16 protein-coding genes are annotated in these 19,139 nt (G+C 72.6%); 8 read left to right on the forward strand and 8 right to left on the reverse strand.

From position 1 onward, the window contains the following. The first annotated feature begins 3 nt into the window (after positions 1 to 3). Together ABZ459_RS27105 and menD are read left to right on the forward strand one after the other, a co-directional pair. Positions 4 to 930: an o-succinylbenzoate synthase gene (locus ABZ459_RS27105; protein WP_357975638.1), complete on the forward strand. Its 927-nt coding sequence runs from the start codon at positions 4 to 6 to the stop codon at positions 928 to 930. Next, positions 927 to 2,588, forward strand: a complete 1,662-nt coding sequence (menD, locus tag ABZ459_RS27110; protein WP_352326798.1) for a 2-succinyl-5-enolpyruvyl-6-hydroxy-3-cyclohexene-1-carboxylic-acid synthase — start codon at positions 927 to 929, stop codon at positions 2,586 to 2,588. The genes ABZ459_RS27105 and menD overlap by 4 nt, the downstream gene beginning before the upstream one ends. On the opposite strand, the gene ABZ459_RS27115 is transcribed toward menD, so the two are convergent. Beyond that, positions 2,578 to 3,471, reverse strand: coding sequence for a 5'-3' exonuclease (locus tag ABZ459_RS27115; protein WP_357976047.1), 894 nt, complete (start codon positions 3,469 to 3,471; stop codon positions 2,578 to 2,580). The genes menD and ABZ459_RS27115 overlap by 11 nt on opposite strands. A 10-nt stretch (positions 3,472 to 3,481) precedes the next feature. Continuing rightward, positions 3,482 to 4,729 (reverse strand): SpoIIE family protein phosphatase, encoded by a 1,248-nt coding sequence (locus ABZ459_RS27120; protein ID WP_357975642.1) that lies wholly within the window; start codon positions 4,727 to 4,729, stop codon positions 3,482 to 3,484. A gap of 176 nt (positions 4,730 to 4,905) precedes the next feature. On the opposite strand from ABZ459_RS27120, the gene ABZ459_RS27125 reads away from it, so the two are divergent. From ABZ459_RS27125 to ABZ459_RS27145, 5 genes are all read left to right on the forward strand, one after another. Then, entirely contained in the window at positions 4,906 to 6,021 is a 1,116-nt protein-coding gene (locus tag ABZ459_RS27125) for a Xaa-Pro peptidase family protein (RefSeq protein ID WP_357975645.1), read from the forward strand. Between the two features lie 4 nt (positions 6,022 to 6,025). Beyond that, a complete protein-coding gene (locus ABZ459_RS27130) occupies positions 6,026 to 6,793 on the forward strand; it encodes a protein phosphatase 2C domain-containing protein (RefSeq protein ID WP_357975647.1) in 768 nt (255 codons plus the stop codon). A 596-nt stretch (positions 6,794 to 7,389) separates the two neighbouring features. Next, the gene (locus tag ABZ459_RS27135; protein ID WP_357975650.1) at positions 7,390 to 8,256 is read left to right on the forward strand and encodes a terpene synthase family protein; all 867 of its coding nucleotides are present in this window, start codon (positions 7,390 to 7,392) and stop codon (positions 8,254 to 8,256) included. Positions 8,257 to 8,504: 248 nt separating this feature from the next. Next, a complete protein-coding gene (locus tag ABZ459_RS27140; protein ID WP_357704895.1) occupies positions 8,505 to 9,098 on the forward strand; it encodes an ATP/GTP-binding protein in 594 nt (197 codons plus the stop codon). Between the two features lie 23 nt (positions 9,099 to 9,121). Continuing rightward, complete coding sequence (locus ABZ459_RS27145) at positions 9,122 to 9,607, forward strand: Lrp/AsnC family transcriptional regulator (protein ID WP_357975653.1); 486 nt, start codon at positions 9,122 to 9,124, stop codon at positions 9,605 to 9,607. Between the two features lie 164 nt (positions 9,608 to 9,771). Here ABZ459_RS27145 and ABZ459_RS27150 read toward each other — a convergent pair whose 3' ends face one another. From ABZ459_RS27150 to ABZ459_RS27175, 6 genes are all read right to left on the reverse strand, one after another. Next, complete coding sequence (locus ABZ459_RS27150) at positions 9,772 to 10,746, reverse strand: BadF/BadG/BcrA/BcrD ATPase family protein (RefSeq protein WP_357975656.1); 975 nt, start codon at positions 10,744 to 10,746, stop codon at positions 9,772 to 9,774. Further along, on the reverse strand, positions 10,746 to 12,005 hold the full coding sequence (locus ABZ459_RS27155) for a 6-phospho-beta-glucosidase (protein ID WP_357975659.1): 1,260 nt from the start codon (positions 12,003 to 12,005) through the stop codon (positions 10,746 to 10,748). Before ABZ459_RS27155 ends, ABZ459_RS27150 begins: the two co-directional genes overlap by 1 nt. Further along, positions 12,002 to 12,892, reverse strand: a complete 891-nt coding sequence (locus tag ABZ459_RS27160) for a carbohydrate ABC transporter permease (protein WP_357975662.1) — start codon at positions 12,890 to 12,892, stop codon at positions 12,002 to 12,004. Before ABZ459_RS27160 ends, ABZ459_RS27155 begins: the two co-directional genes overlap by 4 nt. Beyond that, positions 12,889 to 13,833 carry a sugar ABC transporter permease gene (locus tag ABZ459_RS27165; RefSeq protein ID WP_357975665.1) on the reverse strand — a complete coding sequence of 315 codons (945 nt, stop codon included), beginning with the start codon at positions 13,831 to 13,833 and terminating at the stop codon, positions 12,889 to 12,891. Before ABZ459_RS27165 ends, ABZ459_RS27160 begins: the two co-directional genes overlap by 4 nt. Positions 13,834 to 13,839: 6 nt before the next feature. Next, positions 13,840 to 15,171 carry an ABC transporter substrate-binding protein gene (locus ABZ459_RS27170; protein WP_357975668.1) on the reverse strand — a complete coding sequence of 444 codons (1,332 nt, stop codon included), beginning with the start codon at positions 15,169 to 15,171 and terminating at the stop codon, positions 13,840 to 13,842. A gap of 63 nt (positions 15,172 to 15,234) precedes the next feature. Then, complete coding sequence (locus ABZ459_RS27175; protein ID WP_357975671.1) at positions 15,235 to 16,431, reverse strand: ROK family transcriptional regulator; 1,197 nt, start codon at positions 16,429 to 16,431, stop codon at positions 15,235 to 15,237. A 341-nt stretch (positions 16,432 to 16,772) separates the two neighbouring features. Here ABZ459_RS27175 and ABZ459_RS27180 point away from each other — a divergent pair, with 341 nt between their 5' ends. Further along, on the forward strand, positions 16,773 to 18,935 hold the full coding sequence (locus ABZ459_RS27180; RefSeq protein WP_357975674.1) for an ATP-binding domain-containing protein: 2,163 nt from the start codon (positions 16,773 to 16,775) through the stop codon (positions 18,933 to 18,935). Positions 18,936 to 19,139: the final 204 nt, after the last annotated feature.

Below are 19,139 nucleotides of genomic sequence, written 5' to 3' on the forward strand. Positions count from 1 at the left end.
GTCGTGACGCGTTCTCCCGTGGTCTTCCGGATTCCGATGCGGACGCGGTTTCGCGGGCAGACCGTCAGGGAAGGCGTGCTGCTGCACGGCCCGGCGGGCTGGGGCGAGTTCTCCCCGTTCCCCGAGTACGGTCCGCGCGAGTGCGCCCGCTGGCTGGCATGCGCCCGTGAGGCCGCCTTCGAAGGCTGGCCGGAGCCGGTGCGCGACCGCGTCCCGGTCAACGCGACCGTCCCGGCGGTCGACGCCGAGCAGGCCCACGAGCTGGTGCGGGGCTCCGGCTGCGGCACGGCGAAGGTCAAGGTGGCCGAGCGCGGCCAGACGTTCGCCGACGACCTGGCGCGGGTGGAGGCGGTGCGTGACGCCCTGGGGCCCTCCGGGCGGCTGAGGGTCGACGTCAACGGCGCCTGGGAGGTCGACGAGGCCGTCACCCGGCTCAAGCGGCTCGACCGGTTCGGCCTGGAGTACGCCGAGCAGCCGTGCGCGACCCTGGAGGAGCTGGCCGCGGTGCGCAGGGCGGTCGACGTGCCGATCGCGGCCGACGAGTCGATCCGGCGCGCCGAGGACCCGCTGCGGGTCAGGGCGGCCGAGGCGGCCGACATCGCGGTGGTCAAGGTGCAGCCGCTGGGCGGGGTGCGCGCCGCGCTGCGGGTGGTGGAGTCGTGCGGGCTGCCCGCCGTGGTCTCCAGCGCCGTGGAGACGTCCGTGGGTCTGGCCGCGGGGGTCGCGCTGGCGGCGGCGCTGCCGTCGCTGCCGTACGCGTGCGGGCTCGGCACGATGTCGTTGCTGGCGGGCGACGTGGTGGACGACTCGCTGGTGCCCGTGGACGGCTGGCTTGAGGTGCGACGCCCCTCGGTGAATTTTCAGCATTTGTCGGAATTTGAGATTGAATCTCCCCAGTGGCTCGGCCGGATGCAGGAGGCGTCACTTTGAACCCCGCAACCGCGCTGGCCACCGTGCTCGTCGACGAGCTGGTGCGCTGCGGCCTGACCGACGTGGTGCTCGCTCCCGGCTCCCGCTCGGCCCCCCTGGCCCTGGCGCTGCACGCCGAGTCGCGGGTGCGCCTTCACGTCCGCATCGACGAGCGCTCGGCCTCCTTCCTCGCGCTCGGCCTGGCCAAGCGCTCCGAGCGGCCGGTGGCGCTGATCTGCTCCTCCGGCACGGCCGCGGCCAACTTCCATCCGGCGGTGATCGAGGCCGACGAGTCGGGCGTGCCGCTGCTCGTCCTCACCGCCGACCGTCCGCCCGAGCTGCGCGGCACCGGCGCCAACCAGACGATCGACCAGGTCAAGCTGTACGGCACCGCCGTCCGCTGGTTCGCCGAGGTCGGCGTGCCCGAAGACCGTCCCGGCATGGTCGCCTACTGGCGTTCGCTGGCCTGCCGCGCCTACCAGCGGGCCGCCGGGGCGGCCAACCCCGGCCCCGTGCACCTCAACCTGGCCTTCCGTGAGCCGCTGATCCCCGACGGCGACACGAGCTGGTCCGAGCCGCTCGACGGCGGCGCGAACGGCCCCTGGGTGCGGGCCCGCGTCGCGCCCCCGCCCATCGCCCTGCACATCCCGCCCACCAGGCGCGGCGTGCTCGTCGTGGGCGACGGCGCGGCCAACGTCCGGCGCTACGTGGCCGCCGCCGGCATGGCCGGCTGGCCGGTGCTGTCGGAGCCCAACGGCGGCGCCCGCTACGGCGACCACTCCATCTCCAGCTACCACTACCTGCTCGGCACGCCCGAGTTCGCCGACTCCCACCGCCCCGACGTGGTCGTCACGCTGGGCCGGCCCGGCCTGTCGCGGCCGCTGCTGTCATGGCTGAAGCGGACGGACGAGCACATCGTGGTCGCCCCCGACCTCGACCGCTGGCCCGACCCCACCAGGTCGGCCACCCAGGTCGCGCAGGCCGTGGAGATCCCGGTGGCCTCCGGCGACGACAGCTGGCTGCACGCCTGGCGGCAGGCCGACACGGCCGTCCGGTCGGCCCTCGACGCGGTCCTGGACGTCTCCGGCACCTCCGAGCCGCGCCTGGCCCGCGACCTGGCCGACGCGCTGCCCAACGGCGCGCTGCTGTTCTGCGGCTCCTCGATGCCGATCAGGGACCTCGACCAGTTCATGCGGCCGCGGCGCGGCATCAGGCTCATGGCCAGCCGGGGCGCCTCGGGCATCGACGGGCTGGTGTCCACGGCCATGGGGGCCGCGCTGGCGCACAACGGGCCCTCGTACGCGCTGCTCGGCGACCTGTCGTTCCTGCACGACCAGAACGGGCTGATCCTCGGCCCCCGCGAGCCCAGGCCGGACCTGTGCATGGTGGTCGTCAACAACGACGGCGGCGGCATCTTCTCGCTGCTGCCGCAGGCGGCGGTGCGCGACCCGTTCGAGCGGGTCTTCGGCACGCCGCACGGCGTCGACCTGGCCTACGCCGCCGCCGCGAGCGGGACGCCGTACACGCTGCTCGGGGACGTCAGCGAGCTGTCCAAGGCGATGCGCGGCGAGGGGCCGCGGGTGGTGGAGGTGCGCACCGACCGCGAGGAGAACGCCGCCGTGCACGGCCGCCTGCGCGAGGCGGCCCAGGACGCCGTGCGCGAGTTCCTCAGCTCCTGAGCGCCTCCAGCAGGCGGTTGAGCGGGCTGTCGAGGCCGTGGCGGTCGGCCAGGGCCACCAGGGCCTCCGGGTCGCGCGGCTTGTCGGGCAGCGTCAGGTCGGCGGCGGGCAGCGGCGCGTCGGAGGCCACCTCGACCACGGCGGGCGCGGCGGCGAGGTAGTCGCGGGCGGCGGCCAGGCGGTTGCGGCTGCCGGCCGGGAAGCCCTCGGTGACGCCGGAGTCGAGCGCCTCCAGCAGGGCGGCGAGCGAGCCGAACCGGGTGATCAGGGCCGCCGCCGTCTTCTCGCCGACGCCGGGCACGCCGGGCAGGCCGTCGCTGGGGTCGCCGCGCAGGGTGGCGAAGTCGGCGTAGGCGCGGCCGGGGACGCCGTACTTGGCGGTGACGAACGCCTCGTCGACGAACTGCAGGTTGCGGATGCCGCGCGCGGTGTAGAGGACGCGGACCGGGCGCGAGTCGTCGACGAGCTGGAACAGGTCGCGGTCGCCGGTGACGATCTCGACGGCGCCCTCGGCCTGGTGGGTGAGGGTGCCGATCACGTCGTCGGCCTCGTAGCCGGGCGACTCGGGACGGGCGATGCCCACGGCGTCGAGGACCTGGTTGATCACGGCGATCTGCGGCACCAGCGCCTCGGGCACCTCCTCGACGTCGCCGTGGGCCACCCGGTGGGCCTTGTAGGTCGGGATCGCCGCCACCCTGAAGGCGGGCCGCCAGTCGGCGTCCATGGTGGCGGCCAGCGCCGTCGGGGAGTGTTGACGGACCAGCGTGGCGATCATGTCGATGAGCCCGCGCACCGCGTTGACCGGGGAGCCGTCGGGCGCCTTGACCGACTCGGGCACGCCGTAGAAGGCACGGAAGTAGAGGGACGGTGTGTCCAGAAGCATGAGCACCCGTCTATGGTCGCACTCCCGCCGCCCTCCCGTCCGGCTCCGGGACGGCGACGGCCAGCAGGCACGCGTCGTCCTCGGGGTTGGGGCCGCCGATGCGGGCCAGGAGGCGGTCGAGCCCGGCTTCGAGGTCGTGGGCGGACAGGCCGCCGGCGGCCGCCAGCACCAGCTCCAGGCCGACGTCGATGTCGCGGGTGCGCCGCTCGACCAGCCCGTCGGTGAACATCAGCAGCAGGTCGCCGGGGCGCAGCCGGGTGCGGGCCAGCTCGTAGGGCCGCCCGGAGACCGCGCCGAGCAGCACGCCCGCCGGCCTGCCCAGCCGGGCCGCCCGGCCCCCGCGCACCAGGATGGGGTCGAGGTTGCCCGCCTGCCCCCAGGTGAACAGCAGCGTGGCGGGGTCGAGGTGGCCGATGACGGCCGTGGCGGTGGTGTCCTTCAGCTGGTGCAGGACGAGGTCGTTGAGCCACGACAGCAGGCGGTCGGCGGGCCGGCCGGTCATGGTGAGGCCGACGAGGGCGTGGCGCAGGTGGGCCATGTGGGCGATGGCGGGCAGCCCGTGGCCCGACACGTCGCCGATGGCCAGCAGCAGGCGGCCGTCGGGCGTGGTCGCGGCCTCGAACCAGTCGCCGCCCAGGCTCGCGGTCTTCTCGGCCGGCACGTAGCGGACGGCGATCCTGGCCCCCGGCAGGTCGAGGCAGCCGGTGGGCGCGGGCAGGATGGCCTCGCGCAGCGCCAGCATCACGTTGCGCTCCTCGGCCGCCTGCTCGCGGGCCTCCAGGAGCTGGCGGCGCGACTCCGACATCATGCGCTCGGCCCTGCGGCGGCCGGTGATGTCCTGGATGACGCCGTGCATGCCGACCGGGCCGCCGGGCGACATCAGCGGTTCGAGCACGACGCGCAGGTCGCGCAGCTCGCCCGTGCCGCGCCTGACGCGGAACTCGGCGTGCACGGGCTCGACGCCCTCCACCACGTGCCACAGCAGCCGGTCGAGCGCGTCGAGGTCGGCCGGCTCGACCATGGCGGCCAGGTCGGGAAGGGACAGCGGCCCCTCCTCACGGTCTCTTCCGAAGATCGCGTAGACCTGGTCGGACCAGATGGCGGCCCCGGTGCGCAGGTTCCATTCGGCCCAGCCCATGTTGCCCAGCCGCTCGGCGTGGGCCAGCCGGACGGCCAGCAGCTCCGCGCCCGCCCCGCGTGCCCGCCCGTGCGGGGCCTTCTGCCTGACCAGCTCTGCCGCGCCTGCGAAGTCGACCATGGCCTCACTCTCAAAGTGCAGTGGAACTGGACAATTGGTCCCACACTACGTGATCAATGTGGAACGGAGTGTAGTCATGGGCTCTCATGTTGTGAGAAGTTTTCGCGGATTTTAGCCCTCGGCGGACAAGCGGCCTGCTGGAGTGGGGGCGCCGGCCGTCCGAGTAGATTTGGCTCGTGACGTCCTCAGACCTGTATCCCGTGTCCCGTCTTGCCGCCGCGCAGGAGGCCACCGCCAAGGCCGGCCTCGACGCCCTGCTGCTCACCCCCGGGCCCGACCTGCGCTATGTCAGCGGCTACGACGCCAAGCCGCTGGAGCGGCTGACCTGCCTCGTGGTGCCCGCCTCGGGGGAGGCGTACATGATGGTGCCCCGCCTTGAGCTGCCGGCCGCGCAGGCCTCGCCCGCCTCCCGGCTCGGGCTGGAGTTCGTGGCCTGGGACGAGACCGACGACCCCTACAGCATCGCCGCCTCCCGGCTGGGCCGGGTGGCCAAGGTGGGGCTCGCCGACCGCATGTGGGCCATGTCGTCGCTGCGCTTCCGCGACGTGCTGCCGGAGGCCGAGCAGGTGCTGGCCGGCACGGTGCTGCGCGACCTGCGCATGCGCAAGTCGCCGGCCGAGGTGGCGGCCCTGCGCGAGGCCGGCGAGGCCATCGACGCGGTCCACCGGCAGGTGCCGGAGCTGCTGCGCGCCGGTCGCACCGAGCGCGAGGTGGGCCGCGACATCGCCGAGGCGATCCTGGCCGCCGGCCACGCCACGGTCGACTTCGTCATCGTCGCCTCCGGGCCCAACGGCGCCAGCCCCCACCACGACGTGTCCGACCGGGTGATCCAGGCCGGCGAGCCGGTCGTGGTCGACATCGGCGGCCAGCTCCACAACGGCTACTGCTCCGACTCCACCCGCACCTACTGCGTGGGCGAGCCGCCCGCCGAGTTCGCCGCCTACTACGAGGTGCTGCGCCGCGCCCAGGAAGCCGCCTGCGCCGCGGTGCGGCCGGGCGTGTCGTGCGAGTCGATCGACGCGGCGGCCCGCGAGGTCATCGCCGAGGCGGGCTACGGCGATTACTTCATCCACCGCACCGGCCACGGCATCGGCATCGAGACGCACGAGGAGCCCTACATCGTCTCGGGCAACGACGAGCCGATGGAGGCCGGGTTCGCCTTCTCCGTCGAGCCCGGCATCTACCTGCCCGGCCGCCACGGCGCCCGTATCGAGGACATCGTGGTCTGCACCGAGACCGGCGGCGAGCGGCTGAACAACACGCCGCGCGAGCTGGTGACCGTCCAGCCGTAACGGCATGTTCACCGAGGTCAGGTACGCCACCCGGCCCGGGTCGGCGCGGCCCAACGAGGACCTGGCGGTGGCCGGGCCCTCGTGGGCGGTCGTGCTCGACGGGGCCACGGCGGCGGCCGGGGCCGGCGGCGGCTGCGCCCACGGCGTCGCCTGGCTGGTCGGGCGGCTCGGCGGGGCATTGGCCGCCGGGCTGGCCGCCGGTGGGCGCTCGTCGCTGGCCGACATCCTGGCCGAGGCCATCTCCGTCACCATGGGCGCCCATTCGGGCACGTGCGACCTGGGCGACCCCGACTCGCCGTCCGCCACCGTGGCCATGATGCGTCTCGGTGGGGGAGTGGTGGAGTACCTCGTACTGGGGGACTCCCCGGTGGTGCTCGCGCGGGCCGGCGGCGGGGCCGAGGTCATCGGCGACGACCGGGTGGAGCGGCTGCCGGGCGGGCGGCCGTACTCGCCGGCGCTGGTGCGGCGCATGCGCAACGCCGAGGGCGGGTTCTGGGTGGCCTCCACCCGGCCCGAGGCCGCCGGGCAGGCGGTCAGCGGGGTCGTGGAGGCGTCCGGGCTGCTGGGGGCCGGGCTGTTCACCGACGGGGTGACCCGGCTGGTGGAGTGGTACGGGTGGAGCTGGGAGGCCGTGCTGGCCGAGCTGGTCGGCGGGGGGCCGGGGGCGGTGATCTCGGCCGTACGGGGGTTGGAGGTCGAACGCGGGGCGGTCCGCGGCAAACCCCACGACGACGCCACCGCCCTCTGGGCCGCTTTCCCTTCCCCACCCTGACGTCGCCTCCCTCCTGACGTCGCCTTCTGTGTGACCCGTCCTCCCGCTTGGCTTGCGCCGTCGGCCTGCCGCTGTCTCGGGACCGGTCGACGGCCTCCCCGCCTGATTCGGCCTCCGGCGTGACCCCCGTCTCTCGCCTGGCTCGGCCTCTTGGTCTGACCTGGTTCCCGGACTGTCCCTTGATCGGGTCGCTAGATCCCGTTTCCGTCACATCCCGCGTGGCTTGCGCCGCTGGCATGCCGCGAACTCTGGACCGGTCTCCGGCCTCCCGGCTTGGCCCGGCCTCTCGGCTTGGCCCGGCCTGATGCTGACCGGCTGGCTACTGTCTTGCCTGGTACTCGGTGGGACGTCTCTGGCTTGTGGCGGGCCTGGTCGGTTTTCTGTGGTGCCTGGGGTGACCGGGCGGTTGGTAGTGGTTGGGGGGCGTTTGGTCGGGTGCCTCGTGGCCCGGTTCTGGTGTGGGGATGGGCGGGGGAGGTTGGGGATGGCTTGATGGGGTGTATGTGATCATGAAAGAATTCTTCGGCAGGTGCATTCGTCCGGCCGGCTGTTGGGGGGCGTCGCCATGAGCTGTGTACCGTGCGGGTGGCCCTAGGGTGCCCGGCGAGGAGCTGGACGCGGCGTACCGGCTCGGCCGCACCTGCGCCCTGGCCGCCGAGTGCGGCAGGGACCTGCGGCGTTGCGCCCAGCTGTACGACGGCCTGTTCCCCGGCGCCGCCTTCGACGCCGAGTTCTACCAGGCCCTGACCCTCGGCACGGCCTTCAGCGCCCCCTGGGCGGGCGCGGGCGGGCTGAAGGCGGTCAACCGCAGCGCCCTGTGGGTGCTGGCCGTCGGCCGCCTGGTCGACCACACCGCCACCACCCGCGAGCAGGTCGACCGGCTGACGCGCGAGTGCATGGAGGTCGCCGGCGGCGCGGTGCCGCGGTCGCCGGTCACCCGCTTCCTGGCCGACCTGCGTGACGAGCTGGCCACAGTCGAGGGGTTCGGGCCGGCGCAGCGACTCTGGCACGACCAGCTCGCCCGGACGCTGGCCGGGATGGCCAGGGCCTGGGTGTGGCGGGACACCCGGGCCGTGCCCACGCTGGAGCGCTACCTCGACAACGCCGACAGCCGCGGCTCCTGCTTCGTGGACCTGTCCCACTGGATCTACACCGGCGACGGCTGGACCAGGGGCCACCTGGAGGAGCTGCGGGCGGTCAGCCGCCAGGTGCAGCGTTACCTGCACCTGCTCGGCGACGTCGCCTCCTACCGCAGGGACCTGAGCTGGGGCGATCTCAACGTGCTGGGGCTCGGGGTCACCGGCGGCGAGGTCACCACGGCGATGGACGGCCTGGCCCGCGAGGCGACCGGCCTGATCGAGACGCTGCGCGGCTGCAGCCCGCGGACGGCCGCCTACCTGGGCCGACGGATCGGCTTCAACGCCGGCTTCACCGGCATTTCGGACCCGGACCATGCAACCTAACGATCTCGTCGAATAAGCTGACAAGCCTCTTGACCACCTGTCGCCCGCCAGGCGATTTATGGGACTAGCGACGATAAATCGTGACATTTGGTTCGTTGTAAAAGTTTATGTCTTGAGTGGAAAATGTGGCGTTGCTAGGGTGACTCGATGCCAGGCACGTCGAACGGCCTTCACCACGCGCCTTGACAGATTTCACTGACCATGCGCGAAGGCCGCGACGTGCGCGGGACCTGTACGGGCGGTGCTGGATGGAATTCGGTCGCGTCGACCGTTGGCGGCTGCCGACCGCGATCAAGATCTTGATCGCCGGCGGATTCGGCGCGGGCAAGACCACCATGGTCGGCGCCGTCTCCGAGACCCGCCCGCTGCGCACGGAAGAGGCGCTCACCCACGTCGGCACGCACGTCGACGACCTGTCGGGCGTCGAGCGCAAGCTCACCACCACCGTCGCGATGGACTTCGGCCGCATCACCATCCGCGACGACTACATGCTCTACCTGTTCGGCACCCCCGGGCAGGAACGTTTCTGGTTCGTGTGGGACGAGCTGGCCATGGGCGCGCTGGGAGCCGTGGTGCTGGCCGACACCCGCCGCCTGGCCGACTGCTTCCCGGCCGTCGACTACTTCGAGAAGCGCGAGCAGCCGTTCATCATCGCGCTCAACTGCTTCGACGGCACCCGCCCCTTCACCGTCGGCGAGGTGCGCTCGGCCATCGGGCTGGAGCCCGACGTGCCCATCGTGCTGTGCGACGCCCGCCGGCGCGACTCCGGCCGCCAGGTGCTCATCACCCTGGTCGAGCACGCGATGAACCGAGGGGTCGCTCCCGTCGGGACCATGTCGTGACCATCACCGGCTACCTTTGACCGATGGAGGAGATCGACCGCCGGATCGTCACGCTGCTCGCCCACGACGGCCGCATGAGTTTCACCGACCTGGCCAGGGAGACCGGGCTCTCCGTCTCCGCGGTCCACCAGCGCGTACGCCGCCTGGAGAAGCGCGGCGTCGTCCGCGGCTACGCCGCCATCATCGACCACGACGCGATCGGGCTGCCGCTGACCGCGTTCGTGTCGATCAAACCGATCGACCCCGCCGCGCCCGACGACGCCCCCGTGCGGCTGGCCCACCTGAGCGCCATCGAGGCCTGCCACAGCGTCGCCGGGGACGAGAGCTACATCCTCAAGGTGCGCGTGGCCTCGCCGGTGGCGCTGGAGGACCTGCTGCAGCAGATCCGCGCCTCGGCCAACGTCTCCACCCGCACCACCGTGGTGCTGAGCACGCCCTACGAGCACCGCGCCCCCGTCGTCGCCCCCGACGTCACGCCGGCCGAGCCCGACCACAACGCCTCCGCCTGAGAGCGCGGAGCCCGACCACAACGCCTCCGCCCGAGAGCCCGCTGGGCGCCGCCCCCGTAGGACCGGCGCCCAGGCCCGGCGCCCAGGCCCGGCGCCCAGGCCCGGCGGAGAAGCCGGGCGCGGCCCCGTACCAGGCGAACGGGACACGCACGGCGGCGGGCGGGTCAGCGGGTGACCGGAAGCGCGAAGTGCGAGCGCAGCCGGGCCAGCGCGGTCTCCGGGGCGCCCAGGTGCTCAAGCCCCAGCAGCGCCGCTCCCGCCACCGGCGGCAGGTCCGCCACCACGAGCTCGGCCTGCGGCGCCCTGGCCGCGAACGCCGCCTCCAGCAGCGGCGTCAGCAGCGGGTCCCGGGCCGTCAGCATGCCGCCGCCGAGCACCACCTCGACCGGGGTCTGCAGCAGGCCGAGCCGCCGCAGGCACACCTCGGCCATCACGGTCACCTCCTCGGCCTGCCGCTGGACCAGCGACCGGGCGACCGCGTCCCCGGCCGCGGCGACGGCCAGCACGCCGGGGGCCAGCTCGTGCAGCCGCCCTTCGTCCACGCGCCCGAAGTGCATGTCGAGCACCAGCTCCTCGACGGTGGCCGTGCCGAAGTGGGCCGTGACCAGCTCCGCCAGGGCCGTCGGCGCGCCACGGCCGTCCTCGGCGCGCGCGGCGTGCCACAGCGCATCCTCGGCCACGCCCTGGCCGCCGCCCCAGTCGCCGCTGATCCGGCCCAGCGACGGGAAGCGGGCCACCTGCCCGCCGGGGGAGACGCCGACCGCGTTGATGCCCGCGCCGCACACCACCGCGACCCCCCACGGGGCCGACGTGCCGGCCCGCAGCAGCGCGAAGGTGTCGTTGCGCACCACCACGTCGCCGAACCCGCGGGCGGCGAACTCGGCGGCCAGCGCCTCCTCCTCCACCGGGAAGTCGGCCCCGGCCAGGCAGGCCGACACGTGGCCGAACGCCTGGGCCGGCAGGCCGGTGCGGGCCGTCGCCTCGGCCACCACGTCCACGGCCGCGGCCACGCCCGCGCTCTGCGGCTCGAAGGGGCCCGCCCGGCCGGTCGCGACCACCTCGCCGTCGTCCGCGACCACCGCGACGTCGGTCTTGCTGTTGCCGCCGTCGACGGCCAGGAGCAGCCCGGGGCCCGCCACTAGCCCACCGTCCAGGGCAGGTGCTCGCGGTTGGCCGCCAGCAGCAGGCCGGTCAGCTCCTCGGCGACGTCGTCCTGGCCGATCAGCGGGTGCGCCAGCAGGGCGTCGCGCACGCGGTCCGCGCCGCCCCGGCGGGCGGCGTCCAGGGCCAGGGTCTCGTACGCCGACACGTGCGCGATCAGCCCCGCGTACAGCGGCTCGACGGGCGGCACCGGCAGCGGCGCGGCGCCGGACGCGGTGATGGCCGCGGGCACCTCGATGACGGCGTCGTCGTCCAGGAAGGGCAGGGTGCCCTGGTTGCGCACGTTGACGACCTGGGCGTCGCCCCGGTCGCCGAGCAGCGAGGCGATCAGCGCGACCGCCGACTCGGAGTAGAACGCGCCGCCGCGCCGGTCCAGCAGCTCCGGCTTGGTCACCACCGACGGGTCGCCGTACATCTCCAGCAGCCGCGTCTCCATCTCCGCCACCTCGGCCGCCCGCGACGGCTTGGAGCGCTGCTCGCGCACCACCGCGTCGTGGGCGTAGAAGTAGCGCAGGTAGTACGACGGGATGACGCCGAGCCGCCGGATCAGCTCCACCCGCAGCCCGAGGGCGTCGGCGATCTCCTCGCCGGCCCGGTCGATGATGTCGGGCAGCACGTCCCGGCCGTCGAGGTGCACCGAACGCTCCCAGCTCAGGTGGTTCAGCCCGACGTGACCCAGCGAGATGCGGCCGGGGTCGACGCCCAGCCCCGCGGCGAAGCGGCGCTGGAAGCCGATCGCGACGTTGCACAGCCCGATGGCCCGGTGGCCGGCGTCGAGCAGCGCCCTGGTGACGATGCCGACCGGGTTGGTGAAGTCGATGATCCAGGCGTCCGGTGCCTCCCGGCGTACGATCTCGGCCAGCTCCAGCACGACCGGCACCGTGCGCAGCGCCTTGGCCAGGCCGCCCGCGCCGGTCGTCTCCTGGCCCACGCAGCCGCACTCCAGCGGCAGCGTCTCGTCGACGTTCCTGGCCGCCTGCCCGCCCACCCGGAGCTGGAACAGCACGACCTCGGCCCCCGCGACCCCCTCGGCCACCGACGAGGTGGCCAGCACGCGCGCCGGATGCCCGGCGTGCGCCAGCATGCGCCGCGACATCCCCGACACCAGCTCAAGACGGGACGGATCCGGATCGATGAGGGCGATCTCCGTCACGGGCAGCTCGTCACGCAGCCGCGCGAACCCGTCGACCAGCTCCGGCGTGTACGTCGAGCCGCCCCCGACCACGGCGAGTTTCAACCCTTCACTCCTGTCAAGGTCACGCCCTCGATGAAGACTTTCTGGGCGAGGAAGAACACGATGATCACCGGGGCGGTCACCAGCAGGGTGGCGGCCATGGTGAGGTTCCACTGGACGCTGTGGAACGCCTTGAACGTGGCCAGGCCGAGCGAGAGCGTCCAGCCCTCCTGCTCGACGCCGGCGTACAGCAGTGGGCCGTAGTAGTCGTTCCAGCAGTAGAAGAACTGGAACAGGGCGACGGCGGCGACCGCCGGACGGGCCATAGGCAGGATCACCCGCACCAGCGTCCTGAAGTCCGAGCAGCCGTCCACCTTCGCCGCGTCGATGTACTCGCGCGGGATCGTGATGAGGAACTGGCGGAGCAGGAAGATGGAGAACGCGTCGCCGAACAACATCGGCACGATCAGCGGCCACAGGCTGTCGGTCAGCCCCAGCCGGGCCCACACCAGGTAGATCGGCACCGCGATGACCTGCGGCGGCAGCATCATGGCGGTGATCACCAGCAGGAACGCCGCCCGCCGCCCCCGGAAGCGGAACCGGGCCAGCGCGTAGGCCACCGGGATGGAGGAGGCCAGCGTGAAGACCGTGCCGAGGCCCGCGTACAGCAGCGTGTTGATCCCCCAGCGCAGCAGCTTCGACTTCTCGAACACCACCACGAAGTTGTCGAAGTTCCACGTGCGCGGCCACAGGTCGCCGGTCAGCGCCTGCTCGTCGGTCATCAGCGCGGTCAGGGTCAGGAACACCACCGGCGCCAGGAACATCAGGGCCAGCACGATCGCCGTCGCGTGCGTGGCGATCCACATCAGTGTGCGCCGCCGCCGCGCCCTGACCCCCTGCCGCCGCGCGGGGGCCGCGGGCGGGGCGGGGGCGGTCATGGTCGCGCTCATATCGCCTCCTCGGCCCGGCGGAACTGCCGCAGCAGGATCAACGTGAAGATCATCGACGTGGCGAACAGCAGCAGCGCCAGCACGCACGCGTAGCCCATCGTCCAGTCGCGGAAGCCCGACTGGAAGAGCCACTGAGGCAGCGTCAGCAGCGACTCGTCCGGATAGCCGGGGGTGAAGGTGGAGCCGGGGGAGTCGGTCGAGCCCGAGGCCACCCGGGAGGCGATCATCGCCTGGGTGAAGTACTGCAGGGCGTAGATGACGTTGGTGACCAGGGCGAACATCAGCACCGGCGCGATCGTCGGCAGCGTCACGCTGCGGAACTGCCGCCAGGCGCCGGCGCCGTCGATGGCGGCGGCCTCGTACAGGTGCCGGGGGACGTCCAGCAGCGCCGCCATGAAGATCACCGCGAGCTGGCCGCAGCTCCACAGGGACAGCAGCGTCAGGCTCGGCTTGGACCAGGCCGGGTCGCCGAACCAGTCGGGCCCGTGGATGCCGAACAGGGCCAGGAACTTGTTCCACGGCCCGGTGGCCGGGTTCATCAGGAAGACGAAGGTGATCGTCCCGGCCGCCAGCGGGACCAGCGACGGCAGGTAGAAGATCGTCCGCAGCACGCCGACGCCGGCCTTGAGCCGGACCACGAGCTGGGCCAGGGCCAGGGAGAACAGCACCGTGGCCGGCACCATGATCGCCACCAGCCACAGCGTGTTCTTGGCCGACATCGCGACCCGCGGGTCGTGCAGCAGGTACGCGTAGTTGTCCAGCCCGATGAACTCCGGCGTGCTGGTCATGTCGTAGCGGTAGAAGGAGAAGTACACCGTGGACAGCAGCGGATAGACGAAGAAGATCGACACTCCGGCGATCCACGGCGACAACCACAGCAGGGCGCGCAGGCCCTCGCCGCGCCGCCGCCTCGGCGGCGCGGCGTGGGGGGAGGAGGCCATCGCCGATCAGCCCCCGGACAGCTTCAGCTTGTCGTCGATCTGCTTGTCCACGCCCTTGAGGCCGGCGTCGAGGTCGGTGACCGCGCCCTTCTCCCACTTGACGACGAAGGTCGCCAGCGCCTCCTGGTTGAAGACGCTGTTGACGCTCGGCGGCAGCGTCGAGGTCTTGGGGTGGGAGAAGACGTCGAGGAAGGTGGCGAAGTTCGCGTCCTTGCTCAGGTCGGGCGATTCCATCGCGGCCTTGGTCGTGGGCACGTTGCGCAGGGCGTTGGAGAGCGTCACCAGCGAGCTGGTGTCGGTGGTCAGGTACTTGACCAGCTCCCAGGCCTGCTGCGGGTTCTTGGCGCCCTTGGGGACGCCGATGACGGTTCCGGCGGTGAAGCCGCTGCCGTACAGGTCGGGCTTGTCGTCGGCGACCGGCAGGGGAGCGGTGGCGTAGTCGAGCTTCTTGGCGTCGTTGGCGATCATGGCGTTGCGCCATTCGCCGTCCAGGACCATCGCGATCTTGCCCTTGTAGAACGGGTGGTCGGCGCTCCACTCGTCGCCCAGGCTCTTGCGGAACTTCTCCAGCTTGTCGTAGCCGTACCAGTCGATGAGCTCCTTCTGCCAGCGCAGCAGGGCCTTCCACGCCGGGTCGGTGCCGATGGCCGAGGTGCCGTCGGCGTTGTACCAGGTGGCGCCGACCATGGGGGCCAGGTGGCTGGGGCTGTTCTCGTAGTACTGCGTGCTGGGGACGAACCCGGCCACCTTGATGTCGCCGTTCGCGTCGCGCACGGTCAGCTTCTTGGCCAGCTCGGTCAGCTCGGTCAGCGTCCTGGGCGGTTGGTTGCCCTTCATCAGGGCCTTGTTGTAGTAGAGGCCGTACGCGTCGGCCAGCAGCGGCAGCGTGCACTGCCGGCCGCCGAAGCCGGTGTAGGAACGTGCCACCTCGGGCAGCACCGACAGGTCGATCCCGTCCTGCTTGATGACGGGGGTGAGGTCTTGGAACGATCCCGACCTGCACCATTGGGCGACGTTGTCCGTCGTGAACGAGGCCGCCACGTCCGGCGCGTTGCCGCCCCGGATGGCCTGCGTGATCTGGTCGTCCTGGACGCCCTTGGTGGCCTTGACGGTGATCTGCGGGAACTTGGCGTGGAACCCGGCGATGGCCTCCTCGAACGCCTTGACCTCGGCGTCGGTGGAGAATCCGTGCCAGAGCTGGATCGTGGCCGCCGGGAGGGCCGCGGAGGCCGAACCCGAGGGTCTTGGCTGGGAGCCGAGCGAGGGCCCGGCCTCCCTGCCGGCGGTGCAGGCGGCGAGCGCGAGGATCGCGACGGCCGCCAGGGGGACGAAGCGCACGGAGGGTGCCTCCTACCGCTGGGGGATCATGAAGGGAGGGTGGAACGGGATGGAGAAAGAGGTTCAGGAAGGGACGGTCGAGCTGAAGACCTCGTCGCGCACGGTGTCCAGGGCCAGGTCGAGCGCGCCGGCCAGCACCGGGTTGCCCTCCACGTGCGACAGCCGCACGACGGGGCGGGGGATGGTGAGCGCGTGCAGCTCGTGCTCGACCAGCTCGCGCAGCGGCTCGCCGCCCGACAGCACGACGCCGCCGGTCAGCACGATCAGGCCGGGGTCGATGACGGAGGTGATGGCCGCCAGGCCCACCGCCAGGCGGGCGGCGATGTCGCGCAGCCCCGCCTTGGCGTCGTCGGCCTTCTGCCCCGAGCCCTCCGACACGCGTACCGCCTTGGCGATGGCCTGGCGGAAGTCGGTGCCGTGCACGCCGTAGGAGCGCAGCAGCCGCAGCACGGCCGGGCCGCCGGTGAGCGCCTGGTAGCCGTGGTTGGCGTAGCGGCCGGCCTCGCGGGCGGTCGGCGCGCCCGGGGTCGGCATGTAACCCACCTCGCCCGCGCCGCCGGTCGCGCCCCTGTGCATGCGACCGCCGAGCACGATGGCCGAGCCGATGCCCTCGTCGGCCCACAGCAGCACGAAGTCGGAGTGCCCGCGCGCCGCGCCGTGCGCCTGCTCGGCCAGGGCGACGAGGTTGACGTTGTTCTCCACGTCCACGGCCGTGCCGAGACCCGCGCTGAGGGTGGGCACGAGGTCGTCGATCTGCCAGCCGGGCACGTCCTTGGCGGCGGCGTAGCCGAGCCGGCCGGTGGCCGGGTCGATCGCGGCCTGCACGCCGATCACGACCCTGCGCAGCTTGTCCGGCGGGTTCGCGCCGGCCAGCGCCGCGCCCAGCCGGTCGACCAGCTCGCCGCCCGGCCGCCGGGGCGTCGGCAGCGTGTACGAGCCCACGACCGTGCCGGTGATGTCGGCGACGCGGGCCTCGATGCGGTCGGGGGCGACGTCGAGCGCGCCCACGTAGGCCGCCGCCGGGTTGATCCGGTAGACCTCGGCGGTACGGCCCGGCAGGCCCTCCCTGATGCCGTCCAGGACCACCAGCCCGGCGTCCTGCAGGCGCGACAGGAGCTGGGAGGCGGTGGGCTTGGACAGGCCCGTCAGGGCGCCCAGCTCCGGGCGGGTCAGCGACCCGCGCTCGAGGAGCGCCCGCAGGGCCGCGCGGTCGTTGATCGCGCGCAGCAGGCTCGGCGTTCCCGGAACCGGACCGCTCATCAGGAGGACCCCTTCGACGAAGTTAGGAAACTTTCCTAACTCGAGAACATAGGGAGTTCTCCCATGCTGGTCAAGAGGGCGAAACCAAGCCGTGACCCGGAAGGGGGAAGGGAAGATGGGAGTGCCTCGACAGGCGTGCTAATGTCATCGTTTGTCGCAACAACAAGCAGAATGGCCCGGAGTGTCCCATTAACCACAATAATGGTCAGGCGGCAACTCGTCAAACGGAGCTCGCCAAAGAGCAGTCCTACGTCACCGGTCTGTACGACCGCCTCGACGAGCTGCGCGAGCGCACCCAGCGCCGGCTCAAGGAAGTGCTGGCCACGGGTGCCGTCGGCACGATGCAGAACAGATCCGAGCGCGACTCCTTCGCCGACATGTACGCCGGGCGCCTGGCCCGGCTCTGGGCGGTGGAGCGCGGCCTGGTTTTCGGCCGGCTCGACCACGTCGAGGAGGGCCGGCTCTACATCGGCAAGCTCGGGCTCACCGACGACGAGCAACGCCGTCTGCTCATCGACTGGCGCGCGCCCGTGGCGCAGCCCTTCTACCGCGCCACCCCCGCCGCGCCCATGGGCGTGACCAGGCGCCGCCACCTGCAGACCAGGGAACGCAGCGTCGTCGGCGTCGACGACGACCTGCTCGACCTCGACGCGCTCACCGACGACGACCGCGCCACCCTCAACGGCGAGGCCGCGCTGCTGGCCGCCCTCGACGAGCGCCGCACCGGACGCATGCGCGACATCGTCGCCACCATCCAGGCCGAGCAGGACCGCGTCATCCGCAGCGACCTCAACGGCGTCCTGGTCGTGCAGGGCGGCCCCGGCACGGGCAAGACCGTCGTGGCCCTGCACCGGGCCGCCTACCTGCTCTACACCCACAGGGAGCGCCTGGAGCGCCGCGGCGTGCTCATCCTCGGCCCCAACCTCACCTTCCTGCGCTACATCGAGCAGGTGCTGCCCTCGCTCGGCGAGACCGACGTGCTGCTGTCCACCGTGGGCGAGCTGTACCCGGGCGTGACGGCCACCCGGCGCGACCGTCCGGAGGTGGCCGCGGTCAAGGGCGACGCGCGGATGGCCCAGGTGATCGAGCGCGCCGTGCGCGACCGGCAGAAGGTGCCGCGCAAGCCCATCGAGCTGACGATGGGGCGGCTGACGCTCACCGTCGACCGCGCCATGCTCGACGCGGCCAAGAACAAGGCCGTGCGCTCGCGCCGCCCGCACAACCAGGCGCGCGCGGTGTTCGTCAGGTCGTTGCTGAACGCGCTGGCCCGGCAGCAGGCCCGCAAGATCGGCAAGGGGCTCATCGACGACGAGCTGGCCGATCTGCGCGAGGAGCTGCGGACCGAGCCGGTGGTCAAGGCGGCGCTCAACCGGCTGTGGCCGTACCTGACGCCCCAGCGGCTGCTGCTGGGCCTGTACGGGTCGCCCGAGCGACTCGACGCGGCGGGGGGCGTCCTGAGCCCCGCGGAGAGGGCGCTGCTGCGCCGCGACTCGGCCGAGTGGACCGACGCCGACGTGCCGCTCCTGGACGAGGCCGCCGAGCTGCTGGGCGACATCGACGAGCACGTGCTGCGCGCCTCGGCGATGCAGGCCGAGGAGGAGCTGGCCGCCGCCCGGCAGGCCGAGGAGCACCAGCGCGAGGCCGAGCTGGCCTACGCGCGCGAGGTGCTGGAGCTGACCGGCCTGTCCGACGTCATGGAGGCCGAGCGGCTGGCCGAACGCCAGCGCGGCGACGGCCCCTACCTCACCACCGCCGAACGCGCCGCCGCCGACCGCACCTGGGCCTACGGGCACGTGATCGTGGACGAGGCGCAGGAGCTGTCGCCGATGGCCTGGCGGGCGGTCATGCGGCGCTGCCCGACGCGGTCGATGACGATCGTGGGCGACATCGCCCAGACCGGCTCGGCGGCGGGGGCGCGCTCGTGGGCGCAGGTGCTGGACCCGTACGTGGCCGGGCGCTGGCGTCAGGAGCGGCTGACGGTCAACTACCGCACGCCCGTGGAGCTCATGGAGGTGGCCGCGCGGGTGCTGGCCACCATCGACCCGGCCCTGGAGGCGCCGACGTCGGTGCGCGAACTCGGCGCGCGGCCCTGGTCGGCGCCGCTGCCCGCGCTGCCCGAACTGGCCAGGTCCGAGGTCGGGGAGGGCGGCAAGGTCGCCGTGGTGGTGCCCGACGCGCTGCTGGACACGCTCGGCGCGCGGCTGGTCGCGGCCGTGGAGGGCGCCGCGGTGGTCACGCCCGGCGCCGGACGGGCCGGCGGGGCCGCCGCCCTGGACGCGCCCCTGGCGGTGATGGGCGTGGCCGACGCCAAGGGCCTGGAGTTCGACTCGGTGATCGTGGCCGAGCCGGACCTCATCGCCGCCCAGTCGCCACGCGGGCCGAGCGACCTGTATGTTGCTCTGACGCGTGCCACGCAACGGCTGGGCGTCGTCCACGAAGGGCCGTTGTCGCAGGCGTTGTCGGGCCTGCCGGGCAGGTCCCCGACGTCGGCAAATGGGCTTTGACCCGCTTTACGACGGCAGGCCGAACATGTCCCACCTGCGGAAACTTGAGGTTCCCGCTGATCGGGACACGGTTGACATCTGAGGTGGAGTCGGTAGTTTGCTGCGCAGTCCAGCACGGGACTTGGCCGGTTGGCCGTCTCTGACATCGCCGGATCCTGCGTCCGTGACGGAGCGTGACTTCGTCCACACAGCCAGGTGCAGGGC

Source organism: Nonomuraea sp. NPDC005692, from assembly GCF_040631115.1.
Lineage (GTDB): Bacteria > Actinomycetota > Actinomycetes > Streptosporangiales > Streptosporangiaceae > Nonomuraea.